We start from the raw sequence: 16,537 nt of genomic DNA on the forward strand, positions 1-16,537 counted from the left end.
TCACTTCTCTGCTGTATTGCGTAAGCGTTGCTTGCCGAAGGCATCGCATCCCTCTTTAAAAACTGTCCGGAGTATTGAGCTAAAACAATTGATTGTATTTCTCTCCAAACGATATTGAGCAATCACTCGCTCCGCACTTTTTACCTGCATACAGCGACTATAAAGTATTAGCCGATATGGCAAGAAATTGATAGCACTTTGATGATTTGGCGGAATCGTTGTTGGAAAGTCAATAATAACCGTCCGGTAATTCAAAAAATTAAGAAAATGGAAATAGTAGTTTGATTAAATACTATCTATCGGAAAACAGAAGTATCTATTTATAAGTTTTACTAAAAATGCAATGAATGCTTGACAACAAGGTAAATAAGGGTGTATTTTGGTAGCCCTCACACCCGCAGCCAACATGATAACTATTACTACTTAATTATCGATAGAGAGCGAGATATTTTGATAAAATTAAAGACAAGGGTAGAGGGAGGTCGGAGGAAATAATATCGCCGACTTTTGACTCTTCATTCACTACAAAATCTGTAGAAAAAAAACGGGAACCGGATTGTCAATCAGCCGTCACATAGTGGAAGAAAGCGAGGGTGGCAGTTTGACTTGTTCGTCGGTTTTGGGAGAAGGAATGGAATTTACGATCGCCCTTCATCTCGAATAGTGCGTGCAGCGTAGCTATCTCGTAGGGAATCGCGCTTTTTCTCACTTTTTTGAGGATACACTCACCAAGTATAAATATCATGAAAAATCACAAGTGCGATCGACCAATTTGGAAAATCCTTAGCAGCTTAATACTAGGATTTGGATTGCAGGCCTTATTCAGCATTCCCGCCTTAGCAGAAACGACAGATTCTGAAACAACAGCCAATAGTGCAAATTCGGAAGATCCAGTTAATGAATGGTATCAATTACCCGCACCGACAAATAATCTTCCGGAGAATTTTGATCGTAATCCCGATCGGCAATTACTAGAAAAATCTGACAATTTAGATGTAAATGCACCGATAAACCTTACCTCGGAGCCGCCCGTACATATGGCGAGTGAGATAGAAACTCACGTATCCGAAGCCAGCGAAACGCAGCCCGCCCCAATACCCCCATTAGTTGAAGAAAATAAATTAGAAAATCCATCATTAGTTTACCAGGCTGAAAACTCATTAGAACAAGTTACATCAGTTTCCCAACTCAGCGACGTACAGCCCACAGACTGGGCATTTCAAGCACTCCAATCCTTGGTAGAGAAATACGGCTGCATAGCTGGATACCCCGACGGAACCTATCGCGGAAACCGCGCTATAACGCGCTATGAATTTGCAGCCGGAGTCAATGCTTGTTTAGATACAATCCGCGAGTCGATCGTCAAATCAACTGAAAATATAGCTAAGCGAGACGACTTAATAAAACTGCAAAGATTGCAAGAAGAATTTGCCACCGAAATTGCCACAATGCGAGGCAGAGTGGATGTGCTAGAAGCTAGAACTAGCGAACTAGAAGCCAATCAATTTTCGACCACAACTAAGCTGTCGGGATTCACAATTTTTGGAATACAAGGGCGCACGCCCAACCGCGCGGATCGGGCTCCCAGAGACGGCAAAAGAGATACCAAAGACCCCGGTACAAATGTCAACATCATTAACCTAAATCAATTCTACTTAACCACTCAATTTAGCCCTCGCAGTAACTTATTAATCGGTTTTTATAACCAGAACGGAAGCAATTCACCACAATTAACCGAAGACGTAAACCTTGCTTATAATGTAGCCGAAACTTCTGGATTAACTGTCAGCGACCTCAACTACCGCTTTCTGGTCGGCGACAAATTGGCAGTGTTTGCAGGAACAGCAGGAGTTAACATGATTACCGCTTTTCGAGGGCCGAATCGGGCAGAAAGTGCAGCTTCGGGCCCCCTTTCTGGCTTCGCCCAAAGAAACCCTATTTTGAACACTGGTTTGGGTTTAGGCGGCATCGGCATTGACTGGCAATTTGCGAAGCGAGCCAGTTTGCAAGCAGTTTATTCAACTAACATTTCTGGATTTTTTGTCAGTTCTAACGGGCCTAGAGGACACAATACATTGGGTGTACAACTCACTCTGACACCCGCAGATCCAGTTGATTTTACTATCTATTATGTTAACGATTATTCGCCCGACGGTAATCTGATTAGTTTGGCGGGCGATAGCCAATTAACTGCCATCAATCCTAACACAAATAAGTCCGCTTCTTTGCAAACCAATGCAGTGGGAGCAAGTTTAAATTGGCGCCTTTCATCGCGAGTTTCTCTGGGAGGTTGGGCTGGTTATACTAATTCTCGCATTCCGGGTAAATCTGGGACGGTAGCAACTACAAATTATATGGTTTTTGTAAATTTCCCAGATTTGTTTAAAGCCGGAAATTTAGGAGGAATTTATCTCGGGCAACCGCCTAAAATTGTCAGCAGCAATTTACCTACAGGCAATAACGTTCCTGATTTTTTAGATACGGGTTTAGGGCGATCGGGCGGGCAACCCGGAACGACTACTCATGTAGAGGTATTCTACCGTTGGCAGGTGAATGATAATATCAGCGTCACCCCTGGATTGATCTGGATTTTTCAACCCGGTCACACTCCCGATAGCGACCCGATCTCAGTTGGTGTATTGAGAACTTCATTCTCCTTTTAAGAGTTTAATCCTGTGGGACCGGGTTTAGTAGATCGCGAATTGCAAACAATTTTGGTTAACTCGGCCCCGAGGTACGGCCCACAAGAAAATTTAATTTTGTGGAACAGGCATCCTGCCTGTTAAGCGAGAAAGGCGTTCTTCCGTCAGCAGACAGTGATTAAAACCCCAGCGGGATTTCCTAAGATTTTTTCTCAGTAAAAACCCGCTATCTTTACTGAAACTTTATATTCAGTAGTAATTTCCCCGTTTTTATCTTTTTTTCCTACATACAAATACTTAATTATTAAGTTTAAAAAAATACGCATAAACACGCTTGAAACATAAGTTTTCCTAACTTAATCTATTATCAGGAGCATTACTAATAGTTCTTTAAGTTTAGGTTTAGATAAATATGATTAAATCAACGGGCTATTTTGGGTTTCTCAGCTTTGCTGTAATTTCTGCTATGACTGCCTATCCGTGTCAGGCACAAACCCCTGTCAAATCGCAGACAAATGTAAATGCAACACAGGAGATTACAATTACCGAGTCACCCAATCTTGCTAACACTTCTGCCAGCCCTCTCTGGAAAAACCCTAACATTTCTAAATCTTTTACTGTCTCAGAATTGGATAGCACACATCCTAACTCTAGTCCTCCTATAACAACTCCTCAAAATCAATCTGCACGCAGAAATCCATTAGGATGTCGATTTTTTGATACTCCTTCAATGCAGCAATAAATGTTTCTGCATCTCTTGATAAATAAAATATTATAGATGAATAGAGGGTGATAACTTCCTAGCATCATCCTCTATTTATTTGTGTGATCGTACTTCCAAATAATATTAGAACCAGTAAAAAAGATGGATGAAATAAAGTGTGGTTTAAATATTATTGGGGAAAATCAGAAAGTTGTTTGATATCCCTCAAAACAATTTGAGGCTTCCCTTTGTACTGTTCTACCTTCCCGCTAATATAAACGTAGCCACGTCCGTGACCACCATAACGCTTGTCAATCAGCCGCTTTAAAGGTGCCATCGTCTCAGTCTCAGCATCCGGTATCCACAAGTCTAATTTATGATAAACTGAACCAGCATAAATCAGAGCCTTATTGCCTATCCATTTATTAATCCCAGCCTGCAAATCGCAGAAAATAGTAATAGATTTAGCTGTCTCGGTAGCTGCCAATATTTTTGGATAATCCAACCTCAAGGAAAACGTTCCTCCCGTTGGTTTCGACAAGCGAAATTCTTCAACAATTGAGGCGCGCATCCACCACCAAGGCAGTAAATTAGCATAGTTGCGAGAGGGAATTTTGGCATTTGTAATCGGATTCCAAATTACCAGATTGTAAGCTTTTGCTGCCGATTCTGCCTCAGTCATTTGTCGGTGATACAATCTGGAGCGCCCGTATGTGACGAAGTAGGGACTCCAGCCTTCTTCAATCAATTTAAGATTGTAATTTTCTGCGTCTTTATGTACGTAACAGAGGAGACGCCCGTAGTTATCGCGGTGTTTTTGTAGAGCCACTTCAACCGAATCGTCTGTATCAAATTCTATGTCAATTTGAGCAAGTCCACCATCTGCTGTGGTGAAGTATTTTTTAGCCACTTCTGAAGCTGCTTTCCCCGCTGCCGTTACAGGTTTAGAGCCTCCCGAATGACTTTCTTCTGTATCGACGCAAATCAGTCGCAGAGACTCGGTTTTGCCGTTGAGAGAAATTTTGATGCTGTCGCCGTCAACTACTTTAGTTATTTGCAGGTTCGGAATTCTGGTTGCCATATTTTCAACCCTGTTGCTTCAGGGGGCGACAAGCGCCCCCCAACCTTTACAGGCAAATGTTGTCGCGCGATCGACCCGCCTCAAAAAATTCTGCTTATTGACAAAATAGTCTCAAGAGCGAAAAAGTACCCAGTTGTGATAAAAAAGAAGGGTCCTGCTAATACCACAAGACCCAAACCAATAATATGTTGCCCTTATTCTATCCCTCGATACTTGAAAAATACCGGACTCCTGCACAATTACTTACCCTGCAAATGCTGGTATGGTTGTTACAGTCTCAAAAACAAGTTAGAATAGAACGATTAGCTGCCACACTACAATTACCGATCTTACAAAGTAGTCGCCGCCGTCACATACAACGATTTTTACAGATTAAAGCACTCAGCATATTGGTGCTGTGGTTCCCGAACGTCAAAGAAGTGAGATCCCGTCAGCTCAAACCAGGGAGTCAATTAATCATTGCATTGGATAGAAACCAGTGGAAAGAGTATAATGTTTTAATGGTAAGTGCAATCGTTCAAAAAAGGGCATTTCCCCTATTCTGGACACTGTGAGATAAACAAGGGGCTTCAAATCTCGCCGAACAGCAACAAGTATTGCGCCCAGTAATTCGGCTCTTGAAAAGATATAAATTAATCATTATTGGAGAGCGCGAATTTCATAGCATAGAGCTGGCGCGGTTACACCGCCAGCATTTAAGTTTTGTCTTGCGTCAGAAATGCAGTACGACTTTCCCTTGAAAAAAGACAACCTTTTCAAGCACTAGATAGCATTCCAGTTAAACCGGGAATCCATCTATTTTATCCGAAGGTAGGCTTTACTAAAAAGAAAGGTTGTTCTCGATTTAACTTGGTCGCTTCTTGGAAACGTAAATATCGAGGCGAACAAGAAGATGAACCTTGGTATCTGTTAACTAATTTGCCAGATGTGCAAAGTGCGCTCGAAGTTTATAGCAAACGTTACGGTATCGAAGCAATGTTTAAAGACTGTAAAACTGGAGGATATAGCCTGGAGGGTTGTCAAGCATCGCCGGATAAATTGATTGCTTTAATAATTTTAATCGCCGATTCCATGACTTCTGCGTGGTTACAAGGAAAAAGAACTAAGCTTCAGGGGCAAGAGAAATATGTTTGTCGGCTTCAAGAAACAGGTAGAACTAGGAAAAGACCTAGCAACTTTTGGATTGGTTTGTATGGCTCTAATTGGCTAATTGCTGTTGACTGTTGTCTGGAGTGGGTAGAGTCCATGCTGAGTTTAGTTCCCAATAAAAACCCATTTTATCAGAAGGGATTGAAAACCATAAAGCTTATAGGGGAAGGACTTTAGCCTCGTTGTCGCCCCCTGAAAGGCATCCCTCTCGATTTGATGGATCGAAAAGGAACCACAACAAACCTCAGCAACCCGCAAATTCACTATTCAGATGAAAGTTTTTGGGTTAAAATTAAAAATTTTGCTTTAACCGCAGGAAGAGAAGTAGTTGAAAAAGCTTTGATTCTCTACTATACGGCTCACAACCCAAACGTGCCTGCTTGGGCAAAAGCAGTTGTAGTTGGAGCTTTGACGTATTTTATATCTCCTGTCGATGCCATTCCCGATATATTAGTCGGCATCGGATTTACAGACGATTTGGGAGTATTGCTGGTGGCAATAGCTACTGTTTCAGTATACATTAATACGGATACTAAAGCACAAGCCAAACAAAAAATGCAAGATTGGTTTGGCAAATAATATTATGTCCGGTGGGGCGTTTTGTTTCCGTCTGCAGGAGCCTAATACAATCTGAATAATATAGCATTCAATCGGATGAAATATAGGACACGGCAGTGCCGTGTCCCTACCCAATATCTGTAATTCACTCAACTGAAAACTTGATTATTGTGGATTCTCAGTCTTTAATCGGCTTACCATCTCGATTGACAATACGGCTTTCACCATCCTTAGCCGTGACATTTTCATAAACCCCTTCATCCCGCTTCACGTACTTGCTGAAACCCGAATTTTTATAATCGGTGTCGGATGTCGGCTTCATCAACCTCGGAGCGCTCAGCAGTCTGCGTACCGGAGCATCTGCGGGAGTCTCCCCGGGTTCGCACTTAGCCAACTCGCACAGTTGGCCCCAAGTCGAAACTTTCAGGTTCATGCTGTGCCAAACTTCTAACTGCTGGTTGTTTTCGGGACACAAATAATCGTATACAGGCATACTAAGAATCTCGTTTGCAACTACTAAAATTACTAATTGCACGGTTATTGACAATATTATAGCTCAACATTACTAATAATTCAACCCCAAAAATCAAACTTTACTATTTTTAACGATTGTTAAAACACTAAATCAGCTATATTATTAACCCAGTGTGCTTGCTCCCGGATGCGATCGAGACAAAGCCCAAAAGTACCCTACCCTGAAATCCTCTGACTCGATCGCACGATCGCACGATCGACGGCTAGCAAATGCCCGCAAGACTTCCCTCAATGCCGTCACAGGATTGATCATCATTTTCAGACTGTACGCCAATCACTGATTCTAAGTTTCAATTTTATTTATTTACTCACCAGCGAGGATTTACCGATGAGCGATTTCAAAGTTACGCCAGAAGTAGAGCTGAACACAGCTCAAATGTTGGAGAGATACCAACTGCAAGATGAGACAAATCTGCGGCGTTGGGCAAAACTGCACGGCATCAACAGCACTCGTGGTTTCTTCTATCCCAGTGAAGTAGATTTGATGGATCATGCTCACCACCATCTCTACAATTTGGGAATGAGCATTGCGGATTACCAAAGTCTTTTAGACCGGCGCCGCAGCCATTCCCAGACGCCGGGCGACCAAAATAAAACAGTAGCAAGTCAAGTTGCTGACGAAGCATACGATGCCATAGAAACGCTGACAGATCAGTATGCTGAAGCTATTGATTTAATGGGAGAACGTATAGCCGACCATTTCATAGATGAACTCGATTTATCTGTGATGCGGCACCTTTCTCAAAAAGTGAAAGACCGCCGCACTCTCAACGGTCAAACTAAAAAGCCTAACCGTTTTCTCCAAGTGATTAAAGCCGTGTTGCAACCGAGCAGCGAAAATACGCTTCTGGTTCCCAAAAAAGAGGATGACTCTAGTTTAGAATTAGAACAGCATCACCGCCTCGGCTAGTCGCCGATTTTTTTGAAAGACTAAGAGACTTTTTGTTCAATTTACTGGTCAATTTTACTGGAAAGCAGACTCGAACCCTCTCCTTGTCAAGGGGAGGGAGCAAGAGTCACATTTTTTATATTATGCAACGGAATAGAAGAAAATAAATTGAGGTTTCCCAGAAGTCTAAATTACTTTTCAACTGATATTGGGTTTCGCGACGCAACCCAACCTAATATAACTGGGGACAGATGGCGCGATCGCCAAAATTAGAGATAATATCTGCTGAATTGAACCTGTCAACCTAGCCCAAGGTCAAAAAATGATTAAATCCTGGATGGTAATTGGAGGCGTCGCCTTGATAGTAGCACTAGCAGCTAACTTAATCCCCCGCACCGACATCCAATGGTTCAACCGCTTGCAGCGTCCGAGATGGCTAGTATTTGAAAGAGCAATTCCCCTAATTTGGACAGTAATTTTTATTTGTGCAGCTTGGTCAGCAGTGATTGTTTGGGAAAAAGAACCGGGAACTGAGGAGACGTGGCTGAGAATGGGTTTGTACTTGCTTTTAGAAATAGTAACTATGTCTTACACCTCGGTTATGTGCAAAGTTAGGAGCCTAAAAGTCGGCACAATAATCGGCGGAACGGGCGCTATTTTAAGCGTAATACTAGCTTTAAGTGTGTTGCAATTTTCCGAGCCGGCCGCCCTGTTATTGCTGCCTTACATACTTTGGAGTCCGATCGGCACTTATACCACTTGGGCAATGATGCACCTCAATCCGGCGGATGTTTAGGCTCTGGAATTAGTCATTTTAATGGGATTGCAAGCATCGGGAAAAAGCGCCTTTTTTCGGTAGTATCTACCTGCAACGCAGGTTTTAGTGAGCAAAGACTTGATGCGAAATAATTTTACAGTGGCACAACTGGAAGCTTATGAAATCGGTAACCCAAGCTGCCTGAACCAAGTGTGCTTGTCTATGTAACCGCGTTGAAAATGGATTTTGCCATCAACAACATGAAAGAAGCCACAGCCTTGCAGCGTAAAACTTTTGCCAGTTGGTAGGTTGCCACCAAACTCACCTAGAAAGGTGCCGCCACCAGTCCACTCGACGATCGCCCACTCGCCATCCTCAAACAGATTCTCAACGTGCGTGTAATTGTCGGGAAAAGCTTGGAAGAAGGTAACAAAACTCTCAAGCAATGCCTCACGCCCGTTTAGAGGATCGCCAAAGGCAACTTGATGGTTCTCTGCATTGTCGTGATAAAGCTCGATCAGGGCGTGAGGGTCACGAGCGTTATAAGCAGAAACCCAGTCTTGGAGAACTTGCTTCGGCGTTTTCATGTTTGGTTCCCTAATACAGATAACTAAAGATATTAGTTAGCACCTTCTCACCCTCAAATTTACCGACTCCGAGGTCTGCTCGGAGGCTCAGTTTCCGGGGGATCGGGAGGGGGAGATTCAGCCTCCGAAGGCTTCAGCGACTCCTCCCAAACTTCGATTTGCGATCGAGCTTGCTCAAAAGCCCGAGTACCCGAGGGAATTTTTTTCAAAGTCGCGATCGCCCCAGCTATATCCGAGGACGACTGTTCCACACCAAGCGCCAAAATCCGCTGACTCCACTCATCAATCGCCTCACTTGCTTGCCACCGGAGCGAACTCGACTCCGGCACCTGAAGAGCCAGCCCAATTGCCGTTTGCAGAGCCTCCGCAGTCCCGGCTCGGGCGGCCTGACGGGCGTTCTGCAAACCTTGCTCGCCCTGAGATTGAGCCTCCCAAGTCCGAATGTTCGATCGAGCTTCCTCATAAAGCACCCGTCCCGATCTAATCCGGCGGGCCATCTCAATTGCCCCCGCCAAATTGCCGCTGGCCGCTAGCTGCTGAGCTCTATCCAAAAACGGCTGGTCAACAAGCCGCTGTCTCCTCTCGATCCAAGCTTGAATTTTGGTTTGAGCTTCGACGTAAAGCGCCCTACCTCTAGCGATCCGAGAAGCTTGAGCAACGGCCGCTTCCAGAGCATTCGGATCGCCCGTACTTGCCAAATCGTTCGCTCTTTGCAAATACGGACTGTCTTCCAGCAGCTCGATTTGACGGCTCAAGGTGCTAATTTGACTGCGAGCTTCCGAAGCGCGGGGATTTGATTCCGGCACTGTTTGCAATTGCGCGATCGCAGCCCTCAAATCATTTACCCCTCCCGGTGCCGCCAGCCTGCTTGCCAAATCTAAAACTTTCACATCAGCCATTTCTTGTTGCCAGCGGCCGACTAAATCTTGAGCTTGTTTGTATAAAGGGCGGCCGGACTTCAACTTTTGAGCAATCTCGATCGCCTTGGAGAAACCCTCAACAGAGCCAGTCAAAGCCTGAGAAGTAGCATTCGCCAACTCATTAAAATCCTGTACTTGTTCCCTTAAATTTGCCGACTCTGGAATCTTGTTAGCGATCGCGATCGCCTCCTGCCAATCCCCTGCCTGCAACCGTTTTTGGGCGATCTCCAAAATTTTCTTGCTAAATTCCGCGATCGTCTTATTGGCAGCTTGATACAAATAACTGTTTTGACCAATTCCCTGAGCCAGCTTAATGCCCGTCACCAGATTTTCGAGACCTCCCTCCGAGGCTGTATTCCGGGCTTTTACCAACTTATTGCCCTCAGCCCGAGTCGTCTGAATTAGCTTAGTCAATTCCTCGTACTTAGCCGATTCCCAGAAAGTATTTCCCAAATCCAAAAGCATAGTAGCTTGGCGGAAAGCCTGCGCCCAATCTTCTTGACGCAAGTGGTCTTCAGCCGTGCGGTAAATTTTCTCTGCATCGCTCCATATCGACTGCCACTTTTCAATCTGCTTTTCCACCCTCGGGTAAGCGGGAACGTCTTTAGGAACCTTGTTCGCTATCGCAATCGCCTCCTCCAGCTTTCCTTCTTGGAAAGTAGCATTTCCCAGCCTGAGAATATCCTCCGACCACCGATCGATTTGAGTGTTAATTCTCGGCCGCAGCGGATGGTCTTTTGGCAAAGCATTCACTAATTCGATCGCCCTGAGCAAATCATCCGCCGTCCGCTTGCTTGCTGCTTCTTGAGCACAAAAAAAGCGATCGTTAGCAGAAGCCGTCGGCCAAAAAATCTTTGAGCAATTTGACTGCGAGGTCAGGTTAAGTAAAGACGCAATTGCCACAAACCCCATACCCATCGATAGCATCAAACTCAGTGCCAGCCAAAACTGCCACTTATTCGACCAGTTCCGCCAAAACGGATTGTGTTCCCCCGGCGGCTGCGAGTTTTCCCCAGACAAATTCGGTGGTAGTTCCAGATGCCCTCCTGGCAGTTTTCCCGAAGTAACCAACTCTCGGAGCTCTTTAAGTCGTTCAGCCCGGTTTTTCCTTGCTGGTAAGCGCACCAGCGACGAAGTATCCTTTGTTGACTCCAAGGATTCTGATGCAGACCAACGGCCTGGTATTTTGCGATCTTGACTCATATCCTCACCACAAACAGCAACCAGCCAGCGTTAGTTATTTAAAAACTGCGAGCGCTGGTATCAACTGCTCTATAAAATGTATTCATCACTTTTACATACTCCCGTCGGCCCCAGACTGCAAGAGCTGATCGCCAAACCGCCACAATCAAAATTTTGTGATTAGGTAATTGATAATGCGTAATTGGCAATTGGTCAAGGCCGTCATCCCTAACTCGCACTCAATAGAGCCAATTACACATTATCGTCTCAAGAACCGGAGTTTGATCGCAAATCGCCGATCAGTTCCGCAAGTTGGTCGCTATTAGCTTTGTAAACCTCGTTGCAGAAATGGCACGTAGCCTCAGCCCCCCCATCTTTTTCAATCATGTCTAGGAGTTCGGCTTCGCCCAACATTTTCAAAGCTCCCAAAACTCGATCGAACGAACAGCCGCAGTGAAAGCGCACCATCTGAGTTTCCGGGAAAATTTCCAGGCCCATATCTCCCAGTAACTCTTCGAGAATCTGGTGCAGCGTTTTGCCCGATCGCAGCAGCGGCGTAAAGCCCGACAATTCAGCAACTCTAGATTCTAAAGTTTGCACCAATTTTTCGTCGGTTGCGGCCTTCGGCAGAACCTGCAACAGCACACCCCCAGAGGCTTCTACCCCGCCCGCCCCCACAAACACCCCCAAAACCAGAGCCGAAGGCGTCTGCTCCGAGGTTGCCAAATAGTGACTCAGATCGTCGCCAATTTCGCCGGAAACCAATTCTACCGTACTTGAGTAAGGGAAGCCGTATCCAACGTCCCGCACCACGTACAAATAACCGTCACCTATTGCCCCGCCGACATCGAGTTTGCCTTTAGCATTGGGTGGCAATTCCACTTCGGGATTGTCCACATAACCTCGAACTGTTCCATCCAGTCCCGCATCAATCAGAAGCCCGCCCAGCGGCCCATCTCCTTTGATGCGAATGTTGACTCTCGATTCGGGCCGCTTCATGCTGGAGGCGAGTAACAGCCCTGCCGACATCGTGCGCCCGAGGGCCGCTGTAGCCACGTAGGAAAGCTTGTGCCGCTGTCTTGCTTCTTCGGTGAGGCGGGTGGAAATGACGGCTACAGCGCGAATTCCGCCCTCTGCGGCTGTAGCGCGAATTAATTGATCGGCCATGAAAAACCTTACTTTGTCTTTTGATACCTTCTTAAACTATTTTAGAAGTTCTTGAAGGTTGTGGCAGAAGATAGCAGCAGTTGACTCGGCGGGCCTGGGAGTGCGATCGAACTTCAGAACTCGCCTCTGTTTTCTAGAAAACCTTGATTAACCAACTATTTATTAACAAATATTCGGATTCATTCTTCCACTTAAATATTTATTTAAGATGCCAGAAATAACGAGTGCATTTATTTTCCACAATCCACCCTCTTCTCAGTCATTTTATAACAACTAACAAATAACCACTAATAACTAATAACTATAGTCCTGAACGCACTCCGAAGAAATAAACCAGGTTTTTTAACCGAGCTAGAGGCTTTTAATCCCGTGTATTTAATCTAAAAAACCCGGTTTCTGGCTACCGGTGCATAAGTCCTAAACTAATGACTAATGACTAAAGCTTATCTTGGCGCTAACCAGACGATTACCAAACCTTTACCTTGGCCGGTTAGAGTCAGAGGCGTAGGTCTCAGACCAATGTTTTTTAGCTGGAAATAAGGGATATGCCACCAACATCCAAAGCACTTTTAGCGGAAATCCAGCATAACACAGGAGCGAGTCGAAACTTGCATTTTTATGCCAAGGGCGAAACCATTCCTATGATGTCGCAAGGCCTTTGGCGAGTGTGTCAAGGTCTAGCACAACTGAGTACGCTTTATCCAACCGGGGAAGAAGGACTTTTGGGTTGGGTTGGGCCTTCGATGTGCTTCGGTTTGTGGTTGACAAGCTTGCAGACTTACCGAGCTACGGCGACATCAGATATTTATTTGATGTGGTATTCTATGGTGGAAATCGAAGCTTCTCCTCAATTGGCTCACGAGTTGCTGCCTCAAATGGTACGGAGGCTGCGGCAAATGGAAGCAATTTTAGCGATCGCCGGACAGCGGCGAGTAGATGACCGTTTGTATCAGCTACTGCTATTATTGCAACAGGAATTCGGTCAGCCTGTGGTTGAGGGAACTCGTTTGAATATCCGCTTGACACATCAAGATATTGCTAATGCGATTTGCACGACGCGGGTAACAGTAACGCGAATGCTGGGAAAATTGCAGCAGCAAGGGTTAATCAGTCGAGATGGCGATCGGCATTTAATTCTTAACAAAGGTGTTTTTGCGTCCACGTCGGATTTGTTTGGCTGTAACCCTCAAGCAGTGTAGCAAGCGCCGAAAAAAATCTTATTCTGCTTCGCCAATCAGCGTAAACGCCGCCCAATCTTGCGGAGTTGGGTGCATCTTCATTGTCATCAGCATTGCTTGCCGCAAAGCTTGAGCTTTATTCGGGTTTTTCTGTAACTGGCGATAGAATTCTGCCATTAATTCCGCTGTCGGCTCATCGGGAACTAACCACAGAGAAACGATTATACTAGGAACTCCAGCACTAATTAAAGCACGAGATAACCCAAGCACGCCATCGCCTGTGATGTTTCCTCTGCCAGTATTGCAAGCACTCAATACCACTAATTCAGCATTTAATTTCAAATCTAATATTTCGCTCGAAGTCAGCAATCCATCATCATTTCCTGATGGAGCAAGGGCAATCGCTCCCGGTAAATCTCGCCTCTTCAATTCATTGAGTAATCCGTGGGTTGCTAGATGAATAATCCGAGCTTTTAGCATCTGTTGAACAATCGATGCTTTAGTGGCTTGAGCGCCTGTAATCGGTCTAGTATTTAGAATCTTAGCAATTGTAATTGCTTCCTGTTCACTGCCTGGTAAGGGAGGTAATTGGTGCGGCGGGGTGCCAATTTTGGGCATGGTTGGATTGCCGACGACGAGGTTGTTTTGGAGAGAAAGTTGTCGGACTTTTTGCCGTAATTGATGAGTTAGCTGCAAAATTTGAATGCTGGGAGCGGTAAGGATGGTATGTTTTTCAATTAGATACTGACCTGTAGGATCTTGTAAGGCGACAAAGGGAATTAAAAACAGGGATTGATGGGGAATGAAAATGATAGGAGCATTAGGGTCAGTTGGTAAAAGATCAGCAATGGGTTGAATTAATAGTTGATAGCTTTGCTGTAATTTGGGGTAAATTATCCGAGAATTAGCAGTGGTAGAAGCAGGGGGATTAGCTGTTTGTTTATTGGCAATGTCCCCCGCTAATCCAGCCAGCTCCTCGCGAGTGCCGCGAACCATCTCAGCTAAGGCGGTATCTTGCTTGTTTAATCCCCTCGTACCCAGAGCAGCAGATACTCTTGTCTGTTCGGTGGCTTCGCGTAGATTGATGCCAAAAAATGTGGGACCAATTGAGCGAAAGGTAATTTCCCCAGTCGGCTTTATAACCCAAATATAAACGGCTTCATACACAATTGAATACTCGACAAGGGTAGCGTTTTGCTCTTTAGCGATTTGTTGAATTTGCTGAATATTGGGTGGGTTGATAGTAGTTGTGACAGAGGCAGATGGGGCAAGGCGAGATGCCAATAACTCCACAAAAGCTCGGGCTCTACCCCGTTCGGCAATTTCTAAAGCATCGTTAGTCTTTTTCTGACCAATGAAAAATCTTTGTAAAATGAGGTAGGGGTAAGTTTGAGTTTCAAAGATTGACACTTTACTGGCATCGTCTAATCCAGCACGGAGAGATTCGGAAATTTTAATACTATCAAGTAGGGTTTTCTCTGCTGCTGGGAAATTGCCAGAGCCCATGAGATAACCTCCTAGATTTTTCAGAGCTCTCCATTCCATGTCGGGGCTTTTAATTTCTCGGGCGATCGCCAACGACTGCTGAGCGTACTCGATGGCTTTGGCGTAGTCGCCCAGTGAACTGTAAGCACGTCCCAGACTTGACAGAGCCATTCCCTCCCAGTCGCGGTCTTTAATTTCTCGCGCGATCGCCAACGACTGCTGAGCGTACTTTATAGCTTTGGCGTAGTCGCCGAGGTTATCGTAAGCCATTCCCAGAATTCCGAGAGCCTGCCCTTCATAGGTGCGGTTTTTAATTTCTCGGGCGATCACCAACGACTGCTGAGCGTACTCGATGGCTTTGGCGTAGTCACCTAGGGAATTGTAAGCAATTCCCAGATTTACCAGAGCTAACAGCTCGCTTTGGGGGTCTTTAATTTCGCGCGCGCTCGCCAACGACTGCTGAGTGTACTCGATGGCTTTGGCGTAGTCGCCCAGGCTATCGTAAGCCATTCCCAGACTTCTCAGAGCATTTCCTTCGCTTTGGGGGTCTTTAATTTCGCGCGCGAGCGCCAACCACTGCTGAGTGTACTCGATGGCTTTGGCATAGTCGTCGAGGCTACGGTAAGCAATTCCCAGAATTCCGAGAGCCCACCCTTCACTTTTGCGGTCTTTTATTTCTCGGGCGATCGCCAACAACTGCTGAGTGTACTCGATCGCTTTGGCGTAGTCGCCGAGGTAAAGGTAAGCCATTCCCAGACTTGCCAGAGCCCCCCCCTCGATTTGGCGGTCTTTAATTTCTCGGGCGATCGCCAACAACTGCTGAGTGTACTCGATCTCTTTGGCGTAGTTGCCGAGGCTACGGTAAGCAATTCCCAGATTTCCCAGAGCCGCCCCCTCGCTTTGGCGGTCTTTTATTTCGCGCGCGATCGCCAACAACTGCTGAGTGTACTCGATCTCTTTGGCGTAGTTGCCGAGGTCATGGTAAGTAAGAAGTCCCAGACTTACCAGAGCTCTTACCTCGCTTTGGCGGTCTTTAATTTCTCGCGCGATCGCCAACGACTGCTGTTCGTACTCAATCGCTTTGGCGTAGTCGCCGGCGGAATGGTAAGTAACTCCCAGATCTACCAGAGCTCTTGCCTCGCTTTGGCGGTCTTTAATTTCTCGCACGATCGCCAACGACTGCTGTTGGTACTCGATCGCTTTGGCGTAGTCGCCGACGGAAAGGTAAGCATTTCCCAGATTTTCCAGAGCCGCCCCCTCGCCTTGGCGGTCTTTAATGTGTCGATAAATTATTAGGGCCTGTTGCCAAGACTGTAAACGGGCTTGAAATTGACTAATCTGAGACTGCTCAAGCCCTTGGTCGAACAGTGGGTCTGCTTCGGCTTCCCGCTGAGCTTGAGTTTGAGCCAAGGCCTGAGAATTGATGATTTTAAATTGAGAGTTAGGGCTCAATCGAAACTCACCTACAGTCAGCGCAGCTAAGATTGAGATCAGTGCGGACAATCCAATTTTTTGCAGTTTCATAACTTTTGACAGGCCTCTGGTTTGAGCATCCGCTTGACACATCAAGATCTTGCTAATGCGATTTGCACGACGCGGTTCAGTTGACTGTTGACTGTTGACCGCAAGATAGCAACATCTACCTGGAAGGAAGAGGATTGGAGTAATGAATAGTCTTCTTTTAATTTCTCCCGATCATGGTTCC

At 45.6% G+C, this 16,537-nt stretch carries 13 protein-coding genes; 6 read left to right on the forward strand and 7 right to left on the reverse strand.

Annotated elements, in window-relative coordinates; all coding sequences use genetic code 11:
- The first annotated feature begins 743 nt into the window (after positions 1 to 743).
- Positions 744 to 2,663 (forward strand): iron uptake porin, encoded by a 1,920-nt coding sequence (locus QUA04_RS19780; RefSeq protein ID WP_333259569.1) that lies wholly within the window; start codon positions 744 to 746, stop codon positions 2,661 to 2,663.
- An 872-nt stretch (positions 2,664 to 3,535) separates the two neighbouring features.
- On the opposite strand, the gene QUA04_RS19785 is transcribed toward QUA04_RS19780, so the two are convergent.
- Positions 3,536 to 4,426 carry a thermonuclease family protein gene (locus QUA04_RS19785; RefSeq protein WP_333259572.1) on the reverse strand — a complete coding sequence of 297 codons (891 nt, stop codon included), beginning with the start codon at positions 4,424 to 4,426 and terminating at the stop codon, positions 3,536 to 3,538.
- Between the two features lie 702 nt (positions 4,427 to 5,128).
- On the opposite strand from QUA04_RS19785, the gene QUA04_RS19790 reads away from it, so the two are divergent.
- Positions 5,129 to 5,752 (forward strand): hypothetical protein, encoded by a 624-nt coding sequence (locus QUA04_RS19790; protein ID WP_333259575.1) that lies wholly within the window; start codon positions 5,129 to 5,131, stop codon positions 5,750 to 5,752.
- Positions 5,753 to 5,791: 39 nt separating this feature from the next.
- Positions 5,792 to 6,154 (forward strand): YkvA family protein, encoded by a 363-nt coding sequence (locus QUA04_RS19795; protein WP_333259622.1) that lies wholly within the window; start codon positions 5,792 to 5,794, stop codon positions 6,152 to 6,154.
- A 157-nt stretch (positions 6,155 to 6,311) separates the two neighbouring features.
- Here QUA04_RS19795 and QUA04_RS19800 read toward each other — a convergent pair whose 3' ends face one another.
- Positions 6,312 to 6,626, reverse strand: a complete 315-nt coding sequence (locus QUA04_RS19800; protein WP_333259578.1) for a zinc ribbon domain-containing protein — start codon at positions 6,624 to 6,626, stop codon at positions 6,312 to 6,314.
- Between the two features lie 144 nt (positions 6,627 to 6,770).
- Positions 6,771 to 6,923 carry a hypothetical protein gene (locus QUA04_RS19805; RefSeq protein ID WP_333177153.1) on the reverse strand — a complete coding sequence of 51 codons (153 nt, stop codon included), beginning with the start codon at positions 6,921 to 6,923 and terminating at the stop codon, positions 6,771 to 6,773.
- 72 nt (positions 6,924 to 6,995) lie between these two features.
- Between QUA04_RS19805 and QUA04_RS19810 the strand changes: the two genes are divergently transcribed.
- Positions 6,996 to 7,577 (forward strand): hypothetical protein, encoded by a 582-nt coding sequence (locus tag QUA04_RS19810; RefSeq protein ID WP_333259581.1) that lies wholly within the window; start codon positions 6,996 to 6,998, stop codon positions 7,575 to 7,577.
- 301 nt (positions 7,578 to 7,878) lie between these two features.
- A complete protein-coding gene (locus QUA04_RS19815; protein ID WP_333259583.1) occupies positions 7,879 to 8,352 on the forward strand; it encodes a TspO/MBR family protein in 474 nt (157 codons plus the stop codon).
- 137 nt (positions 8,353 to 8,489) lie between these two features.
- Here the strand turns inward: QUA04_RS19815 and QUA04_RS19820 are convergent, their stop codons facing one another.
- The 3 genes from QUA04_RS19820 to hslO all read right to left on the reverse strand — a co-directional run bounded on the left by QUA04_RS19820 (position 8,490) and on the right by hslO (position 12,169).
- A complete protein-coding gene (locus QUA04_RS19820; RefSeq protein ID WP_333259586.1) occupies positions 8,490 to 8,900 on the reverse strand; it encodes an ester cyclase in 411 nt (136 codons plus the stop codon).
- Between the two features lie 59 nt (positions 8,901 to 8,959).
- Complete coding sequence (locus QUA04_RS19825; RefSeq protein ID WP_333259589.1) at positions 8,960 to 11,023, reverse strand: hypothetical protein; 2,064 nt, start codon at positions 11,021 to 11,023, stop codon at positions 8,960 to 8,962.
- Between the two features lie 246 nt (positions 11,024 to 11,269).
- Positions 11,270 to 12,169, reverse strand: a complete 900-nt coding sequence (gene hslO, locus QUA04_RS19830) for an Hsp33 family molecular chaperone HslO (protein ID WP_333259592.1) — start codon at positions 12,167 to 12,169, stop codon at positions 11,270 to 11,272.
- 545 nt (positions 12,170 to 12,714) lie between these two features.
- Here hslO and QUA04_RS19835 point away from each other — a divergent pair.
- A complete protein-coding gene (locus tag QUA04_RS19835) occupies positions 12,715 to 13,368 on the forward strand; it encodes a Crp/Fnr family transcriptional regulator (protein WP_333259595.1) in 654 nt (217 codons plus the stop codon).
- 18 nt (positions 13,369 to 13,386) lie between these two features.
- Here QUA04_RS19835 and QUA04_RS19840 read toward each other — a convergent pair whose 3' ends face one another.
- Positions 13,387 to 16,356: a tetratricopeptide repeat protein gene (locus tag QUA04_RS19840; RefSeq protein WP_333259597.1), complete on the reverse strand. Its 2,970-nt coding sequence runs from the start codon at positions 16,354 to 16,356 to the stop codon at positions 13,387 to 13,389.
- Positions 16,357 to 16,537: the final 181 nt, after the last annotated feature.

The organism is Microcoleus sp. S13_C5, assembly GCF_036700845.1.
In the GTDB taxonomy this organism is placed as follows: domain Bacteria; phylum Cyanobacteriota; class Cyanobacteriia; order Cyanobacteriales; family Microcoleaceae; genus Microcoleus.

Bases quoted from the DNA above. Each gene is read 5' to 3' on its own strand.
- QUA04_RS19780 (WP_333259569.1), top strand. From the start codon at position 744: ATGAAAAATCACAAGTGCGATCGACCAATTTGGAAAATCCTTAGCAGC.
- QUA04_RS19785 (WP_333259572.1), bottom strand. From the start codon at position 4,426: ATGGCAACCAGAATTCCGAACCTGCAAATAACTAAAGTAGTTGACGGC.
- QUA04_RS19795 (WP_333259622.1), top strand. From the start codon at position 5,792: ATGGATCGAAAAGGAACCACAACAAACCTCAGCAACCCGCAAATTCAC.
- QUA04_RS19800 (WP_333259578.1), bottom strand. From the start codon at position 6,626: ATGCCTGTATACGATTATTTGTGTCCCGAAAACAACCAGCAGTTAGAA.
- QUA04_RS19805 (WP_333177153.1), bottom strand. From the start codon at position 6,923: ATGATGATCAATCCTGTGACGGCATTGAGGGAAGTCTTGCGGGCATTT.
- QUA04_RS19810 (WP_333259581.1), top strand. From the start codon at position 6,996: ATGAGCGATTTCAAAGTTACGCCAGAAGTAGAGCTGAACACAGCTCAA.
- QUA04_RS19815 (WP_333259583.1), top strand. From the start codon at position 7,879: ATGATTAAATCCTGGATGGTAATTGGAGGCGTCGCCTTGATAGTAGCA.
- QUA04_RS19820 (WP_333259586.1), bottom strand. From the start codon at position 8,900: ATGAAAACGCCGAAGCAAGTTCTCCAAGACTGGGTTTCTGCTTATAAC.
- QUA04_RS19825 (WP_333259589.1), bottom strand. From the start codon at position 11,023: ATGAGTCAAGATCGCAAAATACCAGGCCGTTGGTCTGCATCAGAATCC.
- hslO (WP_333259592.1), bottom strand. From the start codon at position 12,169: ATGGCCGATCAATTAATTCGCGCTACAGCCGCAGAGGGCGGAATTCGC.
- QUA04_RS19835 (WP_333259595.1), top strand. From the start codon at position 12,715: ATGCCACCAACATCCAAAGCACTTTTAGCGGAAATCCAGCATAACACA.
- QUA04_RS19840 (WP_333259597.1), bottom strand. From the start codon at position 16,356: ATGAAACTGCAAAAAATTGGATTGTCCGCACTGATCTCAATCTTAGCT.